The sequence below is a fragment of the Stieleria neptunia genome (assembly GCF_007754155.1).
GTDB lineage: Bacteria > Planctomycetota > Planctomycetia > Pirellulales > Pirellulaceae > Stieleria > Stieleria neptunia.
Window position 1 is genome coordinate 8,353,010 of the sequence record NZ_CP037423.1, and the last position, 22,835, is coordinate 8,375,844.

Consider the following 22,835-nt stretch of genomic DNA (forward strand, 5'->3'; position numbering starts at 1 on the left):
AACAAAAAATGAAAGTCCGACGATCACCGCACAGAAACGTGCGTCAGCGTCACAAGTGTGCGTTCTCGATTCGACGCGTCGGCCGCCGCGAGCGACTATGACACACTCAAGCAACCGGAACCACAATTCGCTCGGCAATCGAGTGGATGTCCTGCATGATCAAGCGGGTCGCCTGCGGGTCCGCTGATTCGGCGAATCGCTCCATCGCTAACGTCGGTGTACTGAACTGCGGGATCCCCAGGGAACCGCTCGATCCGCGCAGCCAATGTGCCAGCGACGCCAGTTCGCCCCATTGCTGCTGATCGATGGCGTCATCCATGTCCGACAACTTTCCGTCCAATCGCTGCAGGAATTCGACCACGATCTCGCGGTACTCCGGGTCATCCATCGGCAGCGAGGAGTGGATCGGCTGCCCGGGCAGATCGGGTGATTCGCTCGTGGCATTGATCGCCGCGAACGTGTCCCCGGGCATCTCTTGCGGGGGAATCTCTTGCCGGGGCATCTCACGACTCGGCTCGACCGCCTGGAGCGGGGAGTCGGCGACGTCACCGGGCAGATCGATGCGTGAGGCGAGATGGTGCAGTCGTCTCAGCGACTGCCGACAGGCTTCGGCATCACCGGCCTTGGCGTGTCGTTCGAGGGCGTACGCAGGATCGACGAATGGTTCAAAGCCCGCACTTCCGCTGACGCCCTTGAGCCAATGTGCTTCGGCGGCGAGGGATTCAACGTCACGATCGTCGAGCAGTTGATCGAGCCGAGGCAACCGCGAACGCAACGCGTCGACAAAGTCTTCGGCAATCTCCAGGAAATCGGGATCATCCAGCGGATAACTGCACGTGATCTTCCCTTCCTCTTCGGCGGGTGCTTCGGCAGGCTCGGCGGAAACCTCCGTCGGCGGGGCGGTCACGTCGCGCTCCGCTGACGCCGCCGGCTGGGACTCGCCGGCCAGGGTGGTTTCCGCTGTCGGTTCCTCTCCGAGTTTCTCGCCGAGTTCCTCAGCCAGGGTTTCGATCAAGTGATCGATTTTGATCGGCTTGGACAGGAACCCGCTGCAGCCCGCGTCGAAACACTTTTCTTGGTCGCCTTGCATCGCGTTGGCGGTCAAGGCGTAAATCGGTTTGCTGTATCCGCAGGACCGCAACTGGCGTGTCGCCGTGTAACCATCCATCACCGGCATCTGCATGTCCATCAGGATGATGTCGAATGATTGTTCGTTCGTCGCCTCGATGGCCAGCTGGCCGTTTTCCACGGCCACGACTTCGGCGCCGGCTTGGCCGAGCACCAGTTGCAGCAGTTTCCGGTTGGGCGAACCGTCGTCGGCGACCAGGATCTTGCACGGCGGCAACTGCCGCACCTTGGCTTTGCCGGACGTCGATTCCTCGTCCGCCTCGGCTTGGTCGGCCGGATCGACGAGTTCCAGTTCGTCAGCGCTTCCGATCGTGATCCGAATCGTAAAGGTGGTGCCCTCGCCCGGTGTGCTCTGGAGTGAAATGTCGCCGCCCATCGCCTCGGCGAGTTGTTTGCTGATCGCCAGCCCGAGCCCGGTACCGCCGAATCGTCGGGTGATCGAAGTATCGGCTTGGGCAAACGGCTCGAACACCTTGGCCTGGGCTTCGGGTGAAATCCCGATCCCGGTGTCGGTGACATCGATCGCCAAGACCAGGTTTTTGTCGCTTCGTTGTTTGGTCGCGTCCTGATCGATTCGCGCGACGATCTCGACGCCACCTTCGTCGGTGAACTTGATCGCGTTGCCGGCCAGGTTCATGATCGCCTGGCGAAGGCGAACCGAATCGCCCTGCATCCTCTTGGGCAACAGACCTTCATTGCGAAATTTCAGCGAGATGCCTTTCTCGTCGGCCTTGCTGCGGAGCAAGGACACGACTTCCTTGATCAATTTGTAGGGCGAGCAGGGACCGAGTTCCAATTCCATCTGCCCGGATTCGACCTTGGACAAATCCAAAATGTCGTTGATCAAGGCGAGCAAGTGTTCGCCACTGCCATGAATCGTGTCCAGGTATTCCTGGCGATCGGTCACGGACGTGTCAAACCCGCGTCGCAGCACGTCGGTATAGCCCAGGATGGCATTCATCGGTGTACGAATTTCGTGACTCATGCGTGCCAAGAATTCGCTTTTGGCGCGGTTGGCATCGTCGGCGGCACGTTTGGCGACGGTCAGATCGCGTTTGGTTTCTTCCAATTGGGTCACGTCATCGAAACTGACCAGCACGCCGCGACACTTGCCTTCGCTGCCCTGGACGGGCGAGGCGTTTGCGATCAGCGTCCGAGACGGTTGTCCGGGTTGCACCAGTTCGATCATGCCCCCCGAAACGACCGTTTCGGAGGTCACCGCTTCGTGCCACGGGGAGCCTTCCAGGTGATCCAGGTTCCAGGGCAACTCATCCGCCTTTTTGCCCAACAGCTTGTCGGCCTCGCTGCCGACCCAATCGGCGAAGGACTGGTTGGCCAAGACGACGCGTCCCTGTCGATCCAGGACGAGCAGACCTTCGGCGAGATTATCGAGTGCGGTGCGGACGCGTTTCGGGACCGTTTTGGAGGGGTCCAAGTGGGCCAGCATCTTTTTCAGATAGAGCTGAAACAGCAGAAAGCTTGCCAGACAGACGAATCCGGTCAGCAACATCCACGGGTCGGTAAGCGTCGCCATCCAGCTGTCATCATGCAACGAGCGGAAACACAACTCCACCGCTCCCCAGCGATCTTTACCGCTGCGAATCGGAACCCGCACGTGCGTGTCGGTCGACCGATTCGATTCATCGGCCGGCCAGACCGCTTCGTGATCACCGAACACCGAAACCAGGTCACCGTTGGCCCGGCGAACGCCCGCGGAAATGACATCGTCGTTTCGCTCGACCACCGCCTCGAGCAACTGATCCAAGCGACGGGTCTCGCCGTACGAGATGTATTCCGAACTGGTCAGCGCGATGGTTTCGCAAAGATTGCCGCGTCCTTCACGAATCGCCGATTCTCGTTCCGGCACCAGCCCCAGCATCATCGCTCCGGACAGGACCGACAACAGCATGCAAACCAACCCGAGCGAGATCCGCGTTTTGGCGTTCAGTCTCAAGAAATTCATCGAACGGTTTCCCCGGATGCCGTTGACTGGATCACTGATTGAACCACTGACTGGGCCTCGGTCTCAATCGGACTGTCGCTCTGGCGTTCGTTTTCGGTCTTGTCCAGCATTTCTTCTAACGAGTCGTCGTCCGTGTCGTCGTCATCTTCTAATTCGTTCAGGACCAACAGTGGATCGACAAAACTCCATGCCGGTAAATGTGCCAATAAGCTGGTCGCCAGTAAACCGCCACGAACGGTCCACATCACATAGCCGACCGAAAGAGCTCCGGAGAAACCTGCGAACGTCCCTGCAAAGTAGTACGGCGCGATGTCCGATTGTTTGATATCGTCTTGCAGGTTTTCCATGTCGCCCCAAAGTAGCTTGCTATCGAATCTGGCGATCCCAAGGATTGAGACGCTTGGGCGGTTTGATCCGGAGCGTGCTTGGCGGCCGATCTGGCCAGAGTGGCTGTCGGACAAATTTGCGATTCGCTCTGATTCATCGGCGGCGTCGGTCAGGTCCGGCATGTTGGTGGGCATCATGCTGAGCGTCAAAATTTCGTCGTCGGTCGTCTGAATCACCGCCCCGCCGGTCAAGACCAAGGGAACATCGCCTTCCGGCACCCTGTCCGGAGTGATCGCAGCGAGTGTTTCCGATTCATCGTCGGTCTCGGCATCCTCTTCTTCGGCCGGCGGTTCCGGCAGCGTTTCGGGTTCGGGTTCGGGACCGGGGTCCGCACTCAGGAGGTCACCCGGCGTGACCTCGCTCAGATCGTTGGGCTTGGCGACCACGATCGTGACGGTCGTGGGCGCACTCGTCGCAATGCCGTCGGTCACGGCATAGGTAAACGTGACCGATCCCGTAAAGTTTGCCGCCGGCGTGAATTGGAACGACCCGTCGGCCCCCAGCGTCAACGTTCCCGTGATCGGCCCCGAAACCGGGATCACCGTCAACGGATTGCCGTCCAAATCGATGTCATTGGCCAGCAACCCGCCGGCGCCGATGGTCAACGTCTTCCCCGTTTGCGTGACATAGTTGTCATCGGCAGCCGTCGGCGTGTCGTTGACGGTCACGATTGCGACGTCAGCCGTTGCCACATTGCTGTTCGATCCGCCATCCGTGGTGACGAACTGAATCAGCCGCGTGGTCGCATCCGGGTTGGCCGAGGCGTTGTTGTACGCAATCGTACGCAACACTTGTTGGTAGTTCGCGACGGTGTCGGTGCCGGAAAGCGTCAACGTGCCCGCAGCATAAACGGCGGTGATGGACGTCCCGCTGGTGTCGGCGGTGAGCGTTTCATTGGCGCCGTCCAACAGGTTGGTGATCGTGACGGTCAATTGCGTCAAGTTGGGCGAGTCGATATCGCTGATGATCGCGTCGGCCGCATCGGAGATCGCCACCGCCCCACCAGCTTCGGTAAAGGTTGCGTTATAGTCCGCCCCCGTCGCGCCGCTGGAATCGTTTGCGTCCAGATCCATCGTCGGCGCGTCGTTGAGAGTGACCAGATTGACCGTGGCGTCGTGGGCGACGTTGGTGCCCCCATCGCCGTCATTGAGTGTGAATCGAATCGTACGGGCAGAGGTCGTGGGATTGATGGCATCCGTGTTCTGGTAGGTAACGTTTTCGATCAATGCATCGGCGGCTGTCGCGGTGGCGCTGGCATTGAACGTGACGACCAAATCCGCGCCGGCCGAGCCGCCGGTGAAGGTTCCGATCACGACCGGCCCGCCGCCGAAGTCGTACAAGACGTTGCTGCCGGAAACCGTGATGTTGCCGACACCCGCTCCTTGATCGCGGATGGCCAAGACGTCTTCGGCCGTATCGCCCCCGGCGAAGACCGACACGGTCAGGTTTCCGGTGTCGAAGTCGGCCGAGTCGACATCGCTGACCGTGACGTTGGTCCCCTGTTCGATCACCGTCGCCGCGTCGCCCTCGGTGTAGCCCAGCGTATCGCCGGCCAAATTGTCGATTATCGGCACATCGTTTTGTGCCGCCACGCTGACCGTGGCATCATGAGCGGTGCTGGTGCCGCCGTCGCCGTCGTTGAGCGTGAATCGAATCGTACGGGCGGAGGTCGTGGGGTTGGTGGTATCCGTATTCTGGTAAGTGATGTTTTCAATCAATGCGTCGGCGGCGGCTGCGGTGGCGTTGGCATTGAACGTGACGACCAAATCCGCGCCGGCCGAACCGCCGGTGAAGGTACCGATGGCCACCGGCCCGCCGCCGAAGTCGTACAAGACGTTGCTGCCGGACACCGTGATGTTGCCGACGCCCGGTCCTTGATCGCGAATGGCCAGGATGTCTTCGGCTGTATCGCCTCCGGCGAAGATCGACACGGTCAGGTTTCCGGTGTCGAAGTCGGCCGAGTCGCCATCGCTGACCGTGACGCTCGTCCCCTGTTCGACGACCGTCGCCGCATCGTCTTCGGTGTAGCTAAGCGTGTCGCCGGCCAAATTACCGATCGTCGGCGCCGCGTTGACCGTCAGTGATGTCCCGAGCGAAAAGTAGTTTCCGTCCGCCAGATCGACGCCCGTGAACGTGACGATTTCGGATCCGGCGTTGTAGCCTGTTGCTGTCACCAGCGTCGCGCCACTGCTGAAATCGGCGTCGCCATCGATGATCAGATTGAAATCGGCCGCCGTCGTTCCGGTGTAGGTCAATCCGCTCAGGTCAAAGGAGATCGTCGTGGTCCCCACATCGCCCGTCTCGTCGACGCGCCAGATACGGGCAAGTCGGTCCGCGATGCCAGCCGGTTCGCCGGTCACTTCACCCAACGCACCGTCGTCGTTCCCCCACATCAGGAACTCTCGATCGTCCTGATTGGACGCCCCGGACATGGTCACGATCGCATCGACGTTGTTGGATCGAGACTGCCCCTGGGCCAGGATCGAGCCATTGTCTTGTCCGATTCCGGCGATGTCGTTGTCGTACCCGGCGTTGGTCGCCGCACTCCAGACGACCGTCCCCGTGGAATCAAGGTAGTTCGTGCCGCTCGTTTGATCGAGCGTGAGACCATATTTGATGGCCAGGTAGGAGTCCACTTTCAAACGATCCGTCGCGCTGAGGTCCGTCGAATAGATCACGACTTCGCCGACGTCCAGATCATCGTTGAATCCTCCGCCCGGATACTCGCCCAAGAAGAACTGCCCGAATTGGGTATTGTCCAGTGGAGTGCCAACGCTTGCGTTTCCCGAAGCGGTTTGCCGACCATCGATGTTGATGCTCAGGCCGGCGGGAGCCCCGGGAGTCGCTTGGGCATTGATGATGTGGTATCCAGCACTTGGTGATACAGCGGTCAGTTGATCATCGTTCAGATCACCAAAGTCGAATCGAATGTCATCTTCGAGATTCACGCGGTTGCTGAGTGTGTCAATCCACTGCAACATCACCCCATTGGAACCGTTCGTACTGCCGGCGAGGAAAAGGGAGGCGGAATCGGTCCCAAACAGGTCGGATCCTAAAACAGAAAAGTCCGCCAAGTGGTCATTGATGCCGTCGAACGAGATGATCGGGTTGAAGTTCAATCCGGACGCGATCAGATCGGGGCGTTGGGTGGAGAGGGCTTGCTGAAGTTCGGACAGCGTCGCGTTGGCAACCTGATTCTCCCACTGGCTGACGCCGCCCAGACCGATGGTCACACCGGCGTCGGCCCGCAACCACAACGTCAGACCGCTCACGACGCCGCCCGGAGCACCTTGGACAACGCTGACCATGGTGTCATGATTCAAGCTGACCGCGCCGTCACCATCATCGACGGTGAAGCGAATCGTGCGTGTTCCGGTGGTCGCCGCGACGGTGTCTGTGTTTTCGTAAGTGATATTTCGCACCAAGGCCGAAGTCGCTGTCGCGTCGGCCGATGCGTTCAGCGTCACGACCAAATCCGCCCCGCCACTGCCGCCGGCCCAGGTTCCGATCAACACCGATCCGGCGCCGAAGTTGTAGAAAACGTTGGAGCCCGTGACGCTGATCTGACCCGTACTCGTTCCCTGATTCCGAATCGCCAGCACGTCTTCACTGGCGTCGTTTCCGGCGGCGATCGAAACCGTCAGGTTTCCCGAATTGAAATCAGCCGAATCGACGTCGGCAACGGCCGCATCACCGCCGTGTTCGATCACCAACGGTCCCGAACCGGGGAGGTAGGCGAACGAGTCACCCGCAAGGTTTGATACGGTTGGGGCGTCGTTGAGCGTGGCCACGTTGACGGTTGTATCATGCGTCGCACTGGCCCCCCCGTCGCCGTCGTTGAGCGTGAATCGAACGGTTCGGGCAGAGGTCGAGGGGTTGTCGGTATCGGTATTCCGGTAAGTGATGTTTTCGATCAACGCATCGGCGGCCGTCGCCGTGGCGTTGGCGTTGAAGGTCACGACCAGGTCCGCGCCCGCGGTGCCGCCGGTAACGGTTCCGATCACGACCGGTCCGCCACCAAAGTCATACCGAACGTCGCTGCCGGAGATGCTAATATTGCCGACTCCCGCACCCTGATTGCGGACGGCCAAAACGTCTTCACCGGCATCGCCGCCTGCGAAGATTGACACGGTCAGATTGCCCGTGCCAAAGTCAGCCGAGTCCGCATCGCCGACGGTGACGTTGGTACCTTGCTCGATCACCGTCGCGGAATCACCTTCGGTGAAATTAAGGGTGTCGCCCGTGAGATTGCTGATCGTGGGGGACGCGTTGGCGGCTGCGCCGTTTGCGACGGACACGAGCGAAAATGCGTCAATCGATTCAGCGCCACTGTCCAGCTTAATGTCGGCGCCTTCAAACAACAGTGTGCCAGTTGCCACCGTGTTGGTTCCTGCGGTTGTCACCGTCAACGCAACAACATCCTGCGGATTCACCGCTCCGGCCATTCCCGCGAATCCGCTCGCAACGATGCTGTCAAGTGAAACGAGCACCTGCCCTTGAGTCAGACTAGCGCCTCCAACGGTGACCGTGTCGGCCAGCAGATGCACCGAGGTGAAATCTGCTACTCCGATTCCAAGATCCGCACCATCAACAAAAAGCGTCGGCGTACCTGAAGTCGTGGTGTTTCCTGCACTCGTCACGTCGAAGTAGTGAATGACGTTATCCGTTCCCTTCGTTTCAACCAGCAAGAAGTCGCCCGCAGTGAGCAATTGACCACCGACGGTCATATTTTCCTCAACCAGACTGAAACCACCGATGTTTGTGTCACCGAGCAACGGATCGTCAAGTACGATTTCGAAGGTCCCGACGGAGTAGTTGCCAGGAGTGTCCGGACGAAAGCGTACGATATCACTCTTGTTGATCGTCAACGAGTTGGTGCTCGTCAACGTTGGCTGCGCACCATTAACGGAGAACAACACATCGCCTTCCTGAAGGCTAATCGTATTCCCCGGCGCCCCCACACTGATCGACCGACTGACGACGTGTAGCCCCGTCAGTTCGACATCAATGCTCGCTCCGAAGTGATTGACAAGATCGAAAGCACTGGAAAACGAACCGTTGGTAACACCCGGCTCCAAGGAGAAACTCGGATCCGAGACTTCCAGCAAGGTGTCCTTGTCCCAGTTTGTGATACCTAGTGTACCGCTGCCAATGACATCTCCTTTCGTGCTGAGCCACACTGCTTCCCGCATGAATGTGATGCTTGCCGCATCAAGACCGCTCGTAGCGGACCCGTCGGAGACATCAACATCGTATGAAGGCCCTGCCACGCCGTTGTCGTGGATGAATTGAATGTCGCCCGCTGTGATCTCACTCTGGGTGAACGTGAAAACCGGAACGCCCGGAGCCGACACTCGCTCAAAACCGCCACCGGTCACACTCGACACCGTGAAGGTAAGACCTGCGTTGGAGTGGTCGACGTCAGTTGCCGAAAGCTCGTTTGACGAAAGCACCACGCTGCCGCCCTGGGAAATGACGAGCCGATTGTTACCCAGCACCGGGGCGTCGTTGACCGGGTCGATTGTCAACCCCGCCGTCACCATCGTACTCAAGTCGGAATTGTTTCCGGTCGCGGATGCTTGGAAATTGAATCCGGCCGATCCGTTGTAGTTCGTGCTGCCTTTGAATTTGACGCCGGCGTTGCCTTCGGCGTACGTGATGAAACTGTTGTTGCTGATCACCGTCACGCCGTCATTCTTGTACAGCGTTCCGTTCGTGATGCCGGAGATCTTGAAGTGCGTGACCTCGGTGCCATCGGCGGCGTTGCGTTGCAGTTGAAAGCCATTCGAAAGGACGTCTTCGTCGGTGTTGGTCGGCCCGTTGAACGTCGGCGTGTCCGCTTTCGGGTCGACGTCGATCGTCATCGTGTAGGTCGCGGCGCTGTATTCGGTCCCGTCATAGACTTGGAACGTAAAGCTGTCGTAGGGATTGCCATGATTCTGCGACACCGGCGTGAAGGTCAAATTGGGGATTTGTCCCACGGAGATGACCTGTTCGTCGGTCACGTCGAACATGCTCAACTTGAGTGTGCCGACGGATTCCAGCGACTTGATCTTGATTTGTGTCAGACTGTCACCGATGTCCACGTCGGAGAAGTTAAAGTCCGACGCCGAGAAGGTATAGACGCTGTCTTCGTCGGTGCTGACCGTCTTGTTGCTGGCCGTTGGTGCGTCGTTGATCCGAGCCACGTTGACGGTGGTGTCGTGAGTCCCGCTGACACCGCCGGCCCCGTCGTACAATTGGAATCGCACATTGCGGGCGGAGGTGGTCGGATTTGCGGTGTCGGAGTTGAAATAGGTGATGTTTTCGATCAGTGCTTCGGCCGCTTCGCCGTCCGCGTTGCTGCTGAGCGAGACGATCAGATCGTTTCCGCCGCTGCCACCGGAAAACGTTCCGATCGTGACCGCACCGGCCCCGAAGTTATACGTGACGTCGCTGCCGGAGATACCGATTTGACCGACCCCGGTGCCTTGATCGCGGATGCCGAGGAAGTCTTCGCCGCTGTCACCTCCGGAGGTGATCGACACGTGCAAGACGCCGCCGTTGAAATCGGTCGAGTCTCCATCGGTCACGACGACGTTGCCGCCTTGCTCGATCACGGTCGCCGAGTCGTCTTCGTTGTAGTTCAGCGTGTCGCCGGCGAGCCCACTGATCGACGGCGCACCGCTGACCGTGGCGGACTTGATCGAGATGCCCGCTGCGGCCCAGGTGCTGTTGTTGCTGGTCGACCACTGGGCGTTGACAGACAGCGTCCCGGCGACCGACTGCGTCGAAGCCGTTGCGTTGGTTTTTCCAACGAATGTTTCCCAACGCTCGATGCCGGTGTCGGCGGTGAACTCGTAGTCGTTGCTGTCACTGTACGCCAACACGCCGAACACGATGTCCGTGGGTGCGGTCGCGACGGTGACGGATTGGCTCGTCGAATCGCCCTTTGCCGATGCGAACGCCCCCAACGGCGTCGACTGATCCACATCGTTGAATGACATCAGGCCCACGGCGGCGCCTTCGTGGGCGGTCCCGGAATACGTGACATTCAACGTTTGATTGCCGCTGGCCGGATTGACGAGCGCCCAAATTTCGACGCGTGCCTTGTCGGCGTCTTGTCGCGAGCCAATTTTTGTCAAACCGACCCCGTTGAACGTGATGTTTGACACCTCATTCCCCTTGTCTTCGCCAAAGGAAACACTGACCAACAGCAATTGATCGGTACCGGCGCCGACGTCAAATGATGTACTATCGCTGCCCGTGAAACTGGGCGTCGTGAACACCGCCGTGTTGCCGACCGTCACGTTCAGCAAATGCCCCCAGTTCTGCTGCACATCGAGGCTGAACGCGAGGCTGGTTTCAATCGCGCCCGTGGAAAACTCCAGGTCCCAGTCGCCGCCAAGGATCCTGTGCCCGGTGTCGTCATCGCTGGCCGCCACGTCAACATCGCACAGTGTTGCCAACGCTTCGGCCAACGCCCGACCATCGTCGGTCGCCGCCAGGTCACAACCGTAGATCAACAGGTCGGCCCCGTCCCGCAGCGAGGCGTTCCAGCTGGCAATCGCGCCCGCGTGGCCATCGAGGTTGTCGATCGACAGCCACGTGTTACCCAGTTGGAACTGGCCTTCGGTACCGTGTGAGACGAAGTGGACGGCGTCGACGTCCCGGTAGCCGGAGAGGATTTCGCCAACCTGTTCGACGCCGTCCCGCGAACTGTCGAGCAAATAGATTTCCAGGTCTGCGTTTCCGCTTTCGGATCGCAGGTCGTCGAGCAGCTGTTCGTAGTCCTCGACTCCCGCATCGACGAAAACGAGTTCCAAACGTCGCGTTTGCTGCGATTGGCTGTCCGATGGATTGCCTCGTCCGGCATCGGTCACGGTGTCGGAGGAGGTGACATCGATTGCAACGGGCTCCTCCGCGTCCATCTCCGTACCGGCCTGGTCAATCGGCGTCGCGCTCAGCAGCAACCGTTTTTCCAACACCGACGCATCGAGTAGATGGCTGCCGCGGCCTGTCGACGAAGAATCGTTTTTTCGTTTTCGTCTAAGCCACGGCATGGCGGAGTCTTGAGAAAGCCGGGATCTGGAGTGGGGACGCGTCTCTCAAACGTAGGTCAGATTCCTCGGCGTCAGTGAGAAACGTCCAGGATCTTGGTAACGAAGGAACGATTTAAAAGGGTGCGTCAGACTATTCCGGCAAGTCACCCTCCCTGGCAGGGAGGGTCGAGCGAAGCGAGGGGAGGGTCCGCGGCACCGATCGAGCTCTCGTGGCCGTCAGTCTGCGTCCCACTCTTTCCCGACTCGTTCTTGTCCAACATCTCTTCAAGCGAATCGTCATCCTCGTCGTCATCGTCATCCATTTCATTGAGCACCAACAACGGGTCGACGAAACTCCACGCCGGCAAGTGCGCCAGCAAACTCGTCGCCAGCAGCCCGCCACGGACGGTCCACATCACGTACCCGACCGAGAGAGCGCTGGAGACTCCGGCGAACGAACCCGCAAAAATGTACGGCGTGCTGTCGCCTTGCTTGAGTTCATGCTCCAGGTCTTCCATGTCGCTCCACAGCAGTTTACTGTCGAACCTTGCGATCTCACCTACGGCAACTCGTCCGCCCGACGACTCCTTGCGATGCCGTCTTGAGACACGACCGCTTTCGCCATCCGATGAAGTGCGAACCTCATCATCTTGAGCAACCGCGTCGATCTGCATCGCCGCTCGCTGAGGCATCACGCTGAGGGTCAACATCGCATCCTCGCCGGTTTGCACGACACCCCGCGGCGTGAACACTAACGGCACGTCGGCCCCCGAATCAGCAGCCGAGATGTCTGTCAACGGCTCTTCAGATTTGTCCTCCGTTTCGGCTTCTTCAGCGTCGTCGACCACCGGTTCTGCGGGCGGTGCTTCGGGCTCGGGATCAGATCGAACGCTTTGGAGGTCCGCCGGACTGATCGGCAAGGAAACTTTGATGACGACGGTTACCGGAGCACTCGTGGCGATGCCATCGGTCACGGCGTACGAAAACGTGACCGTCCCAGAAAAGGATGCCAGCGGCGTGAATTGAAAGGAACCGTCCGTGCCCAGCGTCAGGGTTCCCGACGAGGGTCCGCTCACCGGAACCACCGTGAGAGCGTTGCCGTCGACGTCAACGTCGTTGGCCAGGATCCCAGCGGGTCCGACGCTCAACGTGCTGTCGGGATCCATGGTATAGAAATCCGCGACCGCGACCGGTGCATCGTTGACCGGCAGCACGTTGATGCTGACGTTGGCAAGGGTCGAAGCCACCGAATCGTTCGCCGCAATGACCAGCGTATCCGCTCCACTGACATTCGGATCACTCACGTAAGTCAGCCCGTTGGTGGCCGCAAGCGTAGCGTTCATTTGGGCGAGTGACGCGTTGACTTTGACGGAGGAGCCGCCGTTGCCGGAGACGTTTGCCGCCGTCACCCCACCGGCAATCGTGACGTCCAGTATCAGGTTGCCACGGCTGACGTCGAAGGAGAACTGCATGGTCGCAGCTCCGATATCGACATCATTGAAGCTGATGCCGTTGATCTGCCAGGGAATGTCTTCAGTTGGCGATTGGGTGCCGGGAACAATGATTGTCGGCGCACTGTTGACGGACGTCACCGCGATGTTCGCATTGGCGACGTTGCCGTCGGCGGATCCATCATTGGCGACAAAGCTGATCGTCCGCGTCGTCGGATCGGGTGCCAACGACGTATTGTTGTAGCGAATGGTCCGCAACACCTGCTGGTAGTTGGCGACGGAGTCGACACCGCTGAGCGTCAGCGTTCCGCCCGCAAAGGACGCGGTAATGCTGGTGCCGCTGGTGTCGGCCGAGAGTGTTTCCGCCGCCCCATCAAGCGCGTTCGTGATCGTTGCGGTCAAGGACGACAAGTTCGGCGAATCCAGGTCGGCCAATGTCGCATCGGCCGCATCAGCAACCAACACGGCACCACCGCCCTCGATGAAGTTGGCGTTGAATGCCGTCCCTGTCGCTCCACTGGAATCATCTCCGTCCAGGTCAAGGCTTGGAGCGTTGTTCACGGCAGCGACGCTGACCGTGGTCACGATCGACGTCACGCCGGTTCCGTCATAAACCTGGACACTCAGTGACCGGGGCGTCGTCGTGGGTGTCGCCGAGACGTTGTTGTAGCGGATCGTGCGGAGGACTTGCTGGTAGTTTGCGATGCTATCGGTGCCTGAAAGCGTCAGCGTGCCGCCGGCATAACTTGCGACGATGCTTGTCCCACTGGTAACCGCCGTCAAGGATTCATCGGTTCCGTCGGCCAGGTTGGTGATCGTGACCGTCAGCGAAGTCAATGTCGTGTTGTCGATGTCCGTGATCACCGCATCGGCCGCATCCGCGATCCGAACCGGTCCTCCGCCTTCGACAAATGCGGCATTAAAAGCGGTCCCGAACGCCCCGCTCGAGTTGTCACTGTCCAGATCGATGAAGGTCGGATCGTTCTGGGGCGTGACGTTCAGCTGAATCAACCCGTCGACGGGGCCGTCGCCCAGGGAGTCTCGGACGCGGACGGTGATTTGCGAATCGATGTCGTTGTCGGTCGCCGGTGTGAAGGCGACCGCAGCCAGGGCGGCGTTCACATCTGTGACACCGCCGGTGACCGTCCACACTCCGCTGCCGCCGTTGTACGTGCTGGTCGACGCCCCGAACGTTCCGGTGGTCAATGCCCCGGTCGCTGGCAAGTTCAAGGTCAACGTTGCGGTGATCGTCTGGCCGCCGTCGGGATCCGTCACCACGATGTCGTCCAGGGCGACACCGGCGTCGCCTTCGGTGTAGTTCTTCGATTGGTTCAGATTGGTGGCCAGCGGAATCGTATTCGGTGTCGAGGTGACGGTCACTTGATGTGTCGGCGTGAATGTCATTCCCTTCGGATCGAACAGCCCCGTGATGTAAGAGTCCACGAAATTCCCCGACGTGTCGTAGCGCACGATCCGCTGATTCCAATGGTCGGTGACGTAAACGTAGTCGTCCGCCCCGAACGTGATTCCGAAGGGTTCGTTTAACCCGCCGAGTCCCGCGGTAACAAAGGTATCGAGAAACGCTCCGGTCGTGCCGTTGTAACGCAAGACTTCATCGGTAAGAAACGAAGCGACATAAAAATTCCCGTCGGCACCGAAGGCAAACGATGTCGGCGTGTCCAGACCACCCGAACCGGCCGAGACGAAATCATCGACATAGGCTCCGGTGGTACCGTTGAAACGCAAAACGCTATTGGATTGTGCACTCGCAACGTACAAGTAGCCATCATCGCCGAAGAAGATTTTGCGAGTTCCATCGAGCCCGCCGGATCCCGCGGTCACAAAGGCATCGATAAAGGCGCCGGTCGTTCCGTCGTACCGCAACACCTCATCACTTGAAAAGCTGCCGACGTAGAGGTTACCGTCTGGTCCGAACGCCATCCCGCTCGCACCGTCTAGTCCCCCACTACGCGCCGCGACGAAATCTCCATCTAAGACGCCGGTGACCGGATCGAATCGCTGGACCTTGTCGCTGTTGAATGCGGACACATAGAGTTGCCCATCCGGACCGATGAGGATCTCTTCGGCATACTTCAATTGATTGAACACACCGGTCGATAGTTCAAATGCGCCGGTCAAGGCGTCGTAGCGGTGGACCGGTGTCCCGGTCGCATTGGCCAGGAACAGATCCCCGGTCAGCCACTTGCCGTCTTCGTCGGTTGCCGAGACGAGGATGTTACGCGTCAGCCCGGCAACGTTGTACGTGTGATTGACGCTGGTGGCGGTTCCCGCGTGCGTGGTGATCGTTCCGTCGCCCCAATCGACCCGCCATTCGGCGAGGGTGTCATCGCCAGGGTCGTTGGCGGAGAGATTCAGCGTGTAGGTGGCGCCCTGGGCGACCGAAGCGTTGCCGGAGACGATCAGCGACGGGGCGGTGTTGTTGACCGTGATGGTTGTGGTCTGGGTCGTGACACCGCCGTTTCCGTCGTCGACTTGCAATCCGATCGTGTAGGTCCCGTCATCGTCGATCCCGAAACTGGACAGCGTCGCCCAATCGACGCTCGCCGTCGCGGTCGTCGGTTCGTCGGTTTCGCCAAAGTTTCCGTCGTTGTCCAAATCCCAGGCAAACGTCAGCGTGTCGCCGTTCGCATCGGAGGAGTTGGAACCGTTGAGCGAAAGCGAGCCGCCTTCGCTGATCGTGTAGGGGGCGCCGGCGGACAGATCCGCCACGGGAGCGGTGTTGCCGACAACGGCCGTTCCGTACTGCCTGGCGAAGACGCCAGCCGAGTCCACTTGCCCGGTTTGGTCACCCTGGCCGCTCCAGACCACCACAAAATTGTCCAGGTCGTGCATCGCAACCGACGCGTTGATCTGTGATCCGGACGTCGATTGACTCACGCTGGTGACGCTGCCGATCTGCGTCTCGGCCGCGTTGAAGGCAACGGATTTCACCCCCAATCCGCTACCGTCCAACTGCAAGAAACTGATCACGTAATTGCCCGCTGCATCCATCGCGATCGAGGGGGCTTCTGCCGAACTGGCCGAAATGATGCGTTCCGGAAAGATCAGCGTTCCATCATCCTGGACCGTTCGCGTCCAAATTCCTTGGGCAACGAAGGTGTCCTCTCGGTAGACCACGATGTAATCGTTGTTCGGTTTGACCGCGATCGCGAGCTGTCGGTCGATCGCTCCGGGGTAGTTGACGTCGAGTTTCGAATTCAACGCCGTCGCGGATCCGAAATCGTATTTCCGCGCGTACGCGGCCGAACCGTCCTTCCAGAGCACCACGAATCGTCCGCCCTCGTTGATGTCGATCACGGCGTTCTCCGCCGGAGAGTCGGTATCGACGGTCAGCAGTGTCGTCGACAAAGCATTCCCGGCCGGCGTGGACGTGTAGTCAAAATTGCGGGCGAAGATTCCCTCGGTCGCGCCGCTACTTTCCCACGACAGCACGATTTGGTTGGCGCTGTTACTGGCAATGGAAACGTTGGTTTGGTTTCCCGCCTGCGAACCCGCGTTGACCAGAATGTCCGCGGCATCGATCGCTGCTCCGCTGGCATCGTACCGACGGACGTAGATGCCGGTCCCATCGGCATCGGCTGAAACGTAGGCGATCGCGAATCGGCCGCTGGCATCGGCGGTGACCACCGGCAAGGTCTGATCACCGACGGTGTTGACGTTGACCTGGAATTGCCCTCCCAGCTTTGCCCCCGTGGCATCAAAACGCTGCGCCATCACCGCGGTTCCGTTCAGATCGGCACTGTAGTCGATCCAGGTGACGATGCTGTTGCCGAGCCCATCGACCGCCACCGCCTGCTGGGCTTTTAGGATCGATTGATTCCCCGTCGCTGGCGAATTGACGAGTGTTTCGTCTGTGGTCGAGATTTCCGGAGTCGCGAGCAGTCCACTCCACGTCGCATCGTAGGATTCGGCAAGGATCGGATTGGATTCAATCCGTCCCGTCGCAAATTCCAATTCCCAGTCCCCGCCGAGCGATCCGCTGCCGGTGTCATCGATCGACGCGGCGACGTCCGCACCGGTCAGTGCGGCAAGCCCCTCGATCATCGTCTGTCCGGCGGCCGTTTCGGCTAACTCACAGCCATACAACAACACGTCCGCTTCATCGCTCAGCGAGGCTCCCCAAGTCGCCAATTCGCCCGCGTATCCGGCCAGACTGCCCTCGTCCAACACGCTGTCGCCGAGGCGAAGTTTACCGTCGTTGCCATGCGAAAGCACATGAATCGCGTCGACATCCGTGTAGCCGTCCAGGATCTCGCCGATTTGAAGGACGCCGTCACGCGTCGCGTCGAGCAAATAGATCTCCAAATCGGCGTGCTCGTTTCCGGCCCGCAGATCATCGATCAATTGTTGATAGTCTTGGACGCCCGCGTCGACGAACACCAACTCCAGCCGCCCGCTTCCCTGTCCGTCTTGGTCCGTGTCAGCACTCGGATTGCCAGTCGCAGCGCCAGTCGATGCCGCGTCCGAGAGACTCGGATCGACCCGTGTCGTTTCGTCCGATACAGCGTCCGGTGAGACGTCGTCGACCTGCGGGGGTGCGATCGGGGTGGCGCTGAACAACAGACGCCGTTCCAACACGGCAGCGTCGAGCAGGTATCCGGTAGAACGGACAACTCCTGGGTCAGCTTTTGATGTTCGTTTACGCCAGTGCACTTCGAGGACCCGACAGTTCAGATGAGTGGGATGATCCGCTCCATCGAACCCTAAGTCATCATGTGACTGAAAGACGCCGCCGGAGCCGGATGGCGTGTAACATCGGGGCAAGACGTAACGATTGCAACGCCTGGGCGAGTGCTGAAGAGACTGTCACTCATTCCGAGCATGCATGGCCCCGTCCGAATTGCGGCCGGCTTGTGACGTCTGCCGGAAGCCAACGGCGGTCTTTCGAACCGATGAACGACCAAAGTCTCTCGCGTCATCAACTCCACGGATGGAGTGTTCCATGGATCCAACCGCTCGCAAATGCTACCTCGCGATCGCGACCTGCTGCTGGGTCGTCGGATCGGTCTTTGCGCAAGCGGACGATTTGCCTTCTTGGCTCACTGCGCCACCCTCACAGACGGAACACCCCCGAGATCCCGCAACGGAATTGACAGAGGTTTTCGCCGAACCGGTCGTCGTCGACACGGCCCGCCACGGCGTCCGGGTGGCCCAAAACTCCGCCCCACCGTCGACCGCAGCGGCGACGGCCCCGCCCCCCTTGACGGTCGGCGCGTTGCCGGACGAATGGCTGAACGAAACGTCGATCTCCACGTCCGACTCCAATGTCCCCCTTTCGCCCGAGTCGGTACGGCAGTTTTTGAAGTCTCAGGCCGACGGCTCGCCGATCGCGGACGACTTTCGACCGTGGTGGGAAACCACCGCGACGGCGCCCTTCGAATTGTCGCCGTCCTCCATCGTCGTCGATGGAGACAGTCTGATCCTGGAAACCCTGCGACACAGCTATCGCATCTCGGCGCTGAATGAAAACATCTGCATCGCACGCACCGGGATCACGCGTGCGGCCGCCGATTTCGATCCGACCGCCTTTGTCGAATCAAAATTCATTCGCACCAGCGTCCCGACCGGGAGCGAGCTTGATGCCGGCAATAATGTCGACCGCTTGAGAGAAGAAGATTTTTCGTTTTCCGGCGGCCTGCGGCAGCGACTTCAAACCGGAGCCGAGTTCGAGATCGGACAACAGATCGGCCTGCGCGACAGCAGTTCACAGTTTTTCACGCCGAACAATCAAGGCAATTCTCGGCTGACGCTCAGCTTCAATCAACCGCTGCTCAACGGCGCCGGCCGGGCATTCAATCGAAGCCTGATCGTGTTGGCAAAGCTGGACACCCAAATCGCAAACGAAGCCGCCACCACGGCGATCCAAGATCACTTGCTTTCCGTCCAGGAATCGATGTGGAATCTGTATTACCAGCGCGCGTCGCTGCTGTTGCGGATCCGTCACCTCAATCAAGCCAAATCGATTCATGATTGGCTGGAAAACCGACAGGGCTTGGATGCGTTGCAAAGCCAACTGAAACGCGCCGAAGCGGCCATCGCGACGCGTCAATCCGAGCTTGCCCGGGCAGTGACGTCGATTCGAAACGCGGAAGACCAGCTCCGCATGCTCGTCAACTCCCCCGGACTGACCAGCGACAAAACGGCGGAGATCATCCCCGCCCGGCCCCCCTCGCTGACCCTGGTCCCCGTCTCATTGGAAGACGCCGTCGTCACGGCGCTGCAACAGCGGAGTGAAATGAATGAAGTGGCGCGTGAATTGGACACCGCGCGGGTTCGTTTGAACGCCGCCCGAAACGAACTGCTGCCCATGTTGGACTTGGTGTTGGAAACCTATTTCAGCGGGTTGCGGGGCAGCCAAGACATCGGCCGCGCCTGGACCGACCAGTTCAGCGTCGGCGAACCGAGCTACACCGCCGGGCTGCGGTTTGAAGTGCCGTTGCAGCGACGGGCGGCCAAGGCAAACGTGATGCGTCGACAAGCCGAGCTGCGGAAACTCGCCAGCCGCTTGAGTGAAACGATCGCCAAACTGCACGCCGAGGTCGCCGCGGCCGTGCGTGAAGTCGAAACCAGCCACCGGGAACTCGGGGCACGCTACGTGGCGATGGTTTCCGCACAGGAATATGTCGAACTGATCTCCAATCGATGGCGTGAACTGCCCGGAGACGGTTATTCGGCCAACTCCCTGTTGGAGGACTTGCTCGATGCCCAAGATCGCTTGTTGCTGGAGGAAGTCGGGTTCGCCAGGGCGCAGATTGACTACACGCTCAGCACGTCACGGCTCAAACGGGCGACCGGCACGCTGTTGCAGATCGAGCCGATCGGGTCGGGGCCCGATGCGGCTGAATCGATGCCGCGCTGACGGGCACCGGGTATTGAATCTCGTTGGTGTCTCGCCTCCAGGGACCGTCCCGCTCAGGGCGACCGATTTCCCCAGTACGATGGCCCTTCCGGGCCGTCGTCCCGAGGGCTCGCCCCGACGACCTAAAACGGTCCGCTCGCCGCATCACACTCAATCGACCAGATCATTGGTTTTGGCTGCTTATTGGTGACCTAAGCTTGCCCAGAGCAAGTGATTCTTGCCGCCCGCCCTTGTTTTCCCGGTCTCCATTCGTGCTTCACGCGACGCCATGAAACTCTGTCACCAACCCTCTGACCTGCGAATCCGCCCACTCCCATCCGTCCTGATCGCGGTCCTCGCCCTGTCCTGTCGGGTTTCCCTCGCCACCGAAGTCCAGGGATACACCGAGCCGATCCGGACGATCGAAGTGGCATCGGATGAAACAGGGACGGTCGCCGAAGTGTTGGTCCGACAAGGCCAAAAAGTCGAGCAAGACCAGCCGCTGCTGCGGCTCAACAGCCAAGTCCACTTGGCCCAGTTGGAGGTCGCCAAACAACAGATGAATGCCGAAGGGCGTCTCGATGCCGCGCGGGCGGAAGTCGAATTGACCTCCCAACGATTGAAAACACTCGAATCACTGCGCCAGTCGGGACACGCCCGCCGAGCCGAACTCCAACGCGCGGCCAAAGAATTCCAAGTCGCCCAAGCCAATCTACGCAGCGTCGTCGAAGAAATGGAAACGCGTCGATTGGAACACCAACGATTGCTCACGCAAATGGAGCGACGCGTGATCCATGCCCCCGTCAGCGGAATCGTCACGGAGCTTCATAAAGAACCCGGTGAGTTCGTCGCGCCCAATAAACCCGACGTCGTCACGCTCGTCCAGCTGGACACGCTGCTGGCCAATTTCTCACTTCTCGGCCCCCAAGCCGAGCAGCTGACCACCGGCCAAGCCATCCAACTTCAATTCGGTGAATCCGGTCAATCGATCTCCGGCGTGGTCCACTTCATCTCGCCGGTGACCGATGCCGAAAGCGGTACCGTCCTGGTCAAAATCGCAATCAGCAATCCGGACGGAACCCTACGTAGCGGTGCCCGCTGCACGATCCGATTAAAGGATTGATCTGCCGTGTCGACCGAGATTCCCAACGGCGGATCATGCCCCACGGCCCCGATCCTGGTCGGCGCCGTCACACGCCAGACCGCCCCGCAACCTGCGGTCGCGGTCGGCGACGTCAACACGCACCGCGACGCGGTCGATCCGCCGGTCGCTTCACCCTTTCATTCTGCGAACACGCTCCAGGATGCACACCTGGTGCTGCTCGAATGCCTGGACAAACTCTCCGGCATCCTTGCGGCGGTGCACTTTGCCCCGAACGCACCCGACGAATCGACGCGGCTGCAACCTTTGCGGGTCGATCCGAGCGACCGGACGGCCCAATCGCAACGGACGCAATTGACATCGGTCTGTCAGCAATCCGCCCAGAGCGGCCAAATTCATTCCCGCCGCCAACTCGATCCCGAACGAGTGATCCTTGCCGTTCCGATGGCAAGTGGACGGCAACCGTCCGAAGCGTTGGGATTGATCGCCGCGTTGCCAGCGGACTTGCACGGCTTCACCCGATCGGTCGAAACCCTGGCCCGACAGTTCGCCCTGTGGACGCTTCAGCATCGTCTGGATCAACAGTCCGCCGTCGCGTCGGATGCCGCCGCCACGGTCGAGCTGCTCACCCGAGCCCTGGATTCAAAAAACCGTAACGAAGCCTGCCAGGTGATCGTCACCGAACTGGCCGATCACTGGAAACTCCGCCGCGCGGCGATCGGCGTCGCGCGCTCCGCCGCGGGCAGTTGCCGATTGGTCGCGCTCAGCGATTCGACGCGGATCGATACGACCACCGCCCAGACACGGGCCATCGAGAACGCCATGGACGAAGCGTTGATGCGGGGGTCCATCTCGATCGTCCAGCCGACCGATCACGGACTCGATGCGTCACGCAGCGCCGGCGAACTGGCGCGCCAACATGCCGCCGGCGTGCTGATCGTTCCGCTCGTCGATCCATCCCGAGACACGCGCGCCGTGTTTCTGGCGATCCTGGATTCGGAGTCACGTGTCGATCCGCTGCGACAGTTCTTCAACGCCGCCAGCGAATCGCTCGGCGCGGTCGTGAATGCACTCGATCAACGTCGTTCCACTGATTTTGTTCGTCGCGGCGGCCGCGCGATCCGATCGCGCGGCGGCGTGATTGCGTTGACGCTCATGGTCGCGGTGATCGCCGCCATGTTCGTTCCGCTACGTCATCGTGAAACCTGTGACGTGCGCGTCGAACCCCGCTTCAAACGTTTCGTGGCCGCCCCCTTCGACGCGACGCTCAAGGACTGTTTCGTCGCGCCCGGCGACCTTGTCCGACAGGGCGATCTGTTGGCGACGCTGGACGGCCGGGAATTGAGCTGGCAACGAGACGCCCTGCAGGCCGATCATGACCAGGCGATCAAAAAACGCGACGCCGCCCAGGCCTCACGCGCCTACGCCGATCAGCGGATCGCCCAGTTGGAAATCGACGGGCTTCGATCAGAGCTTCAATTGCTGGATCTCCGACTCAGCGAACTCGAACTCCGCAGCCCTGTCGATGGGATGGTCGTCAGCGGTGATTTAAAACGCGTCCAAGGCGCCCCACTGACCACCGGGCAGTCGCTCTTTGAAATCGCGCCGCTGGAGGAAATGATCGTCGAGGCGGCGGTCAATGACGATCAGATCGCGTATGTCCGCAGGGACCAGTCCGCTCAATTGCGACTGAACGCTTATCCCAATCGCATCTGGGACACCACGATCGGAATCGTTCATCCACGCAGTGAAATTCGTGACGAAGAGAACGTGTTCATCGCCGAATGCAGGCTTTCCAACACCGAACAATTGTTGCGTCCCGGAATGAAAGGCTCGCTGAAGATCGGATGTGGTCGTCGCGCACTCGGCTGGATCCTGTTTCACCGACCCATCGAATCCCTCTCACAATGGTTCTGGTGGTGAA

The 22,835-nt window shown here is 60.2% G+C and carries 6 protein-coding genes; 3 read left to right on the top strand and 3 right to left on the bottom strand.

Annotated elements, in window-relative coordinates:
* Nucleotides 1-106 precede the first annotated feature (106 nt).
* The 3 genes from Enr13x_RS29145 to Enr13x_RS29155 form a co-directional block, all read right to left on the bottom strand.
* Nucleotides 107-3,091 carry an ATP-binding protein gene (locus Enr13x_RS29145; RefSeq protein ID WP_145390364.1) on the bottom strand — a complete coding sequence of 995 codons (2,985 nt, stop codon included), beginning with the start codon at nt 3,089-3,091 and terminating at the stop codon, nt 107-109.
* A complete protein-coding gene (locus Enr13x_RS29150) occupies nt 3,088-11,520 on the bottom strand; it encodes a DUF4347 domain-containing protein (RefSeq protein ID WP_145390365.1) in 8,433 nt (2,810 codons plus the stop codon). Before Enr13x_RS29150 ends, Enr13x_RS29145 begins: the two co-directional genes overlap by 4 nt.
* Before the next feature lie 143 nt (nt 11,521-11,663).
* Entirely contained in the window at nt 11,664-17,549 is a 5,886-nt protein-coding gene (locus Enr13x_RS29155) for a DUF4347 domain-containing protein (protein ID WP_197455433.1), read from the bottom strand.
* Between the two features lie 364 nt (nt 17,550-17,913).
* On the opposite strand from Enr13x_RS29155, the gene Enr13x_RS29160 reads away from it, so the two are divergent.
* The 3 genes from Enr13x_RS29160 to Enr13x_RS29170 all read left to right on the top strand — a co-directional run bounded on the left by Enr13x_RS29160 (nt 17,914) and on the right by Enr13x_RS29170 (nt 22,834).
* On the top strand, nt 17,914-19,830 hold the full coding sequence (locus tag Enr13x_RS29160; protein ID WP_197455434.1) for a TolC family protein: 1,917 nt from the start codon (nt 17,914-17,916) through the stop codon (nt 19,828-19,830).
* A 268-nt stretch (nt 19,831-20,098) separates the two neighbouring features.
* Nucleotides 20,099-20,932: an efflux RND transporter periplasmic adaptor subunit gene (locus Enr13x_RS29165; protein ID WP_145390368.1), complete on the top strand. Its 834-nt coding sequence runs from the start codon at nt 20,099-20,101 to the stop codon at nt 20,930-20,932.
* Between the two features lie 6 nt (nt 20,933-20,938).
* Complete coding sequence (locus Enr13x_RS29170; RefSeq protein ID WP_145390369.1) at nt 20,939-22,834, top strand: efflux RND transporter periplasmic adaptor subunit; 1,896 nt, start codon at nt 20,939-20,941, stop codon at nt 22,832-22,834.
* Nucleotide 22,835: the final 1 nt, after the last annotated feature.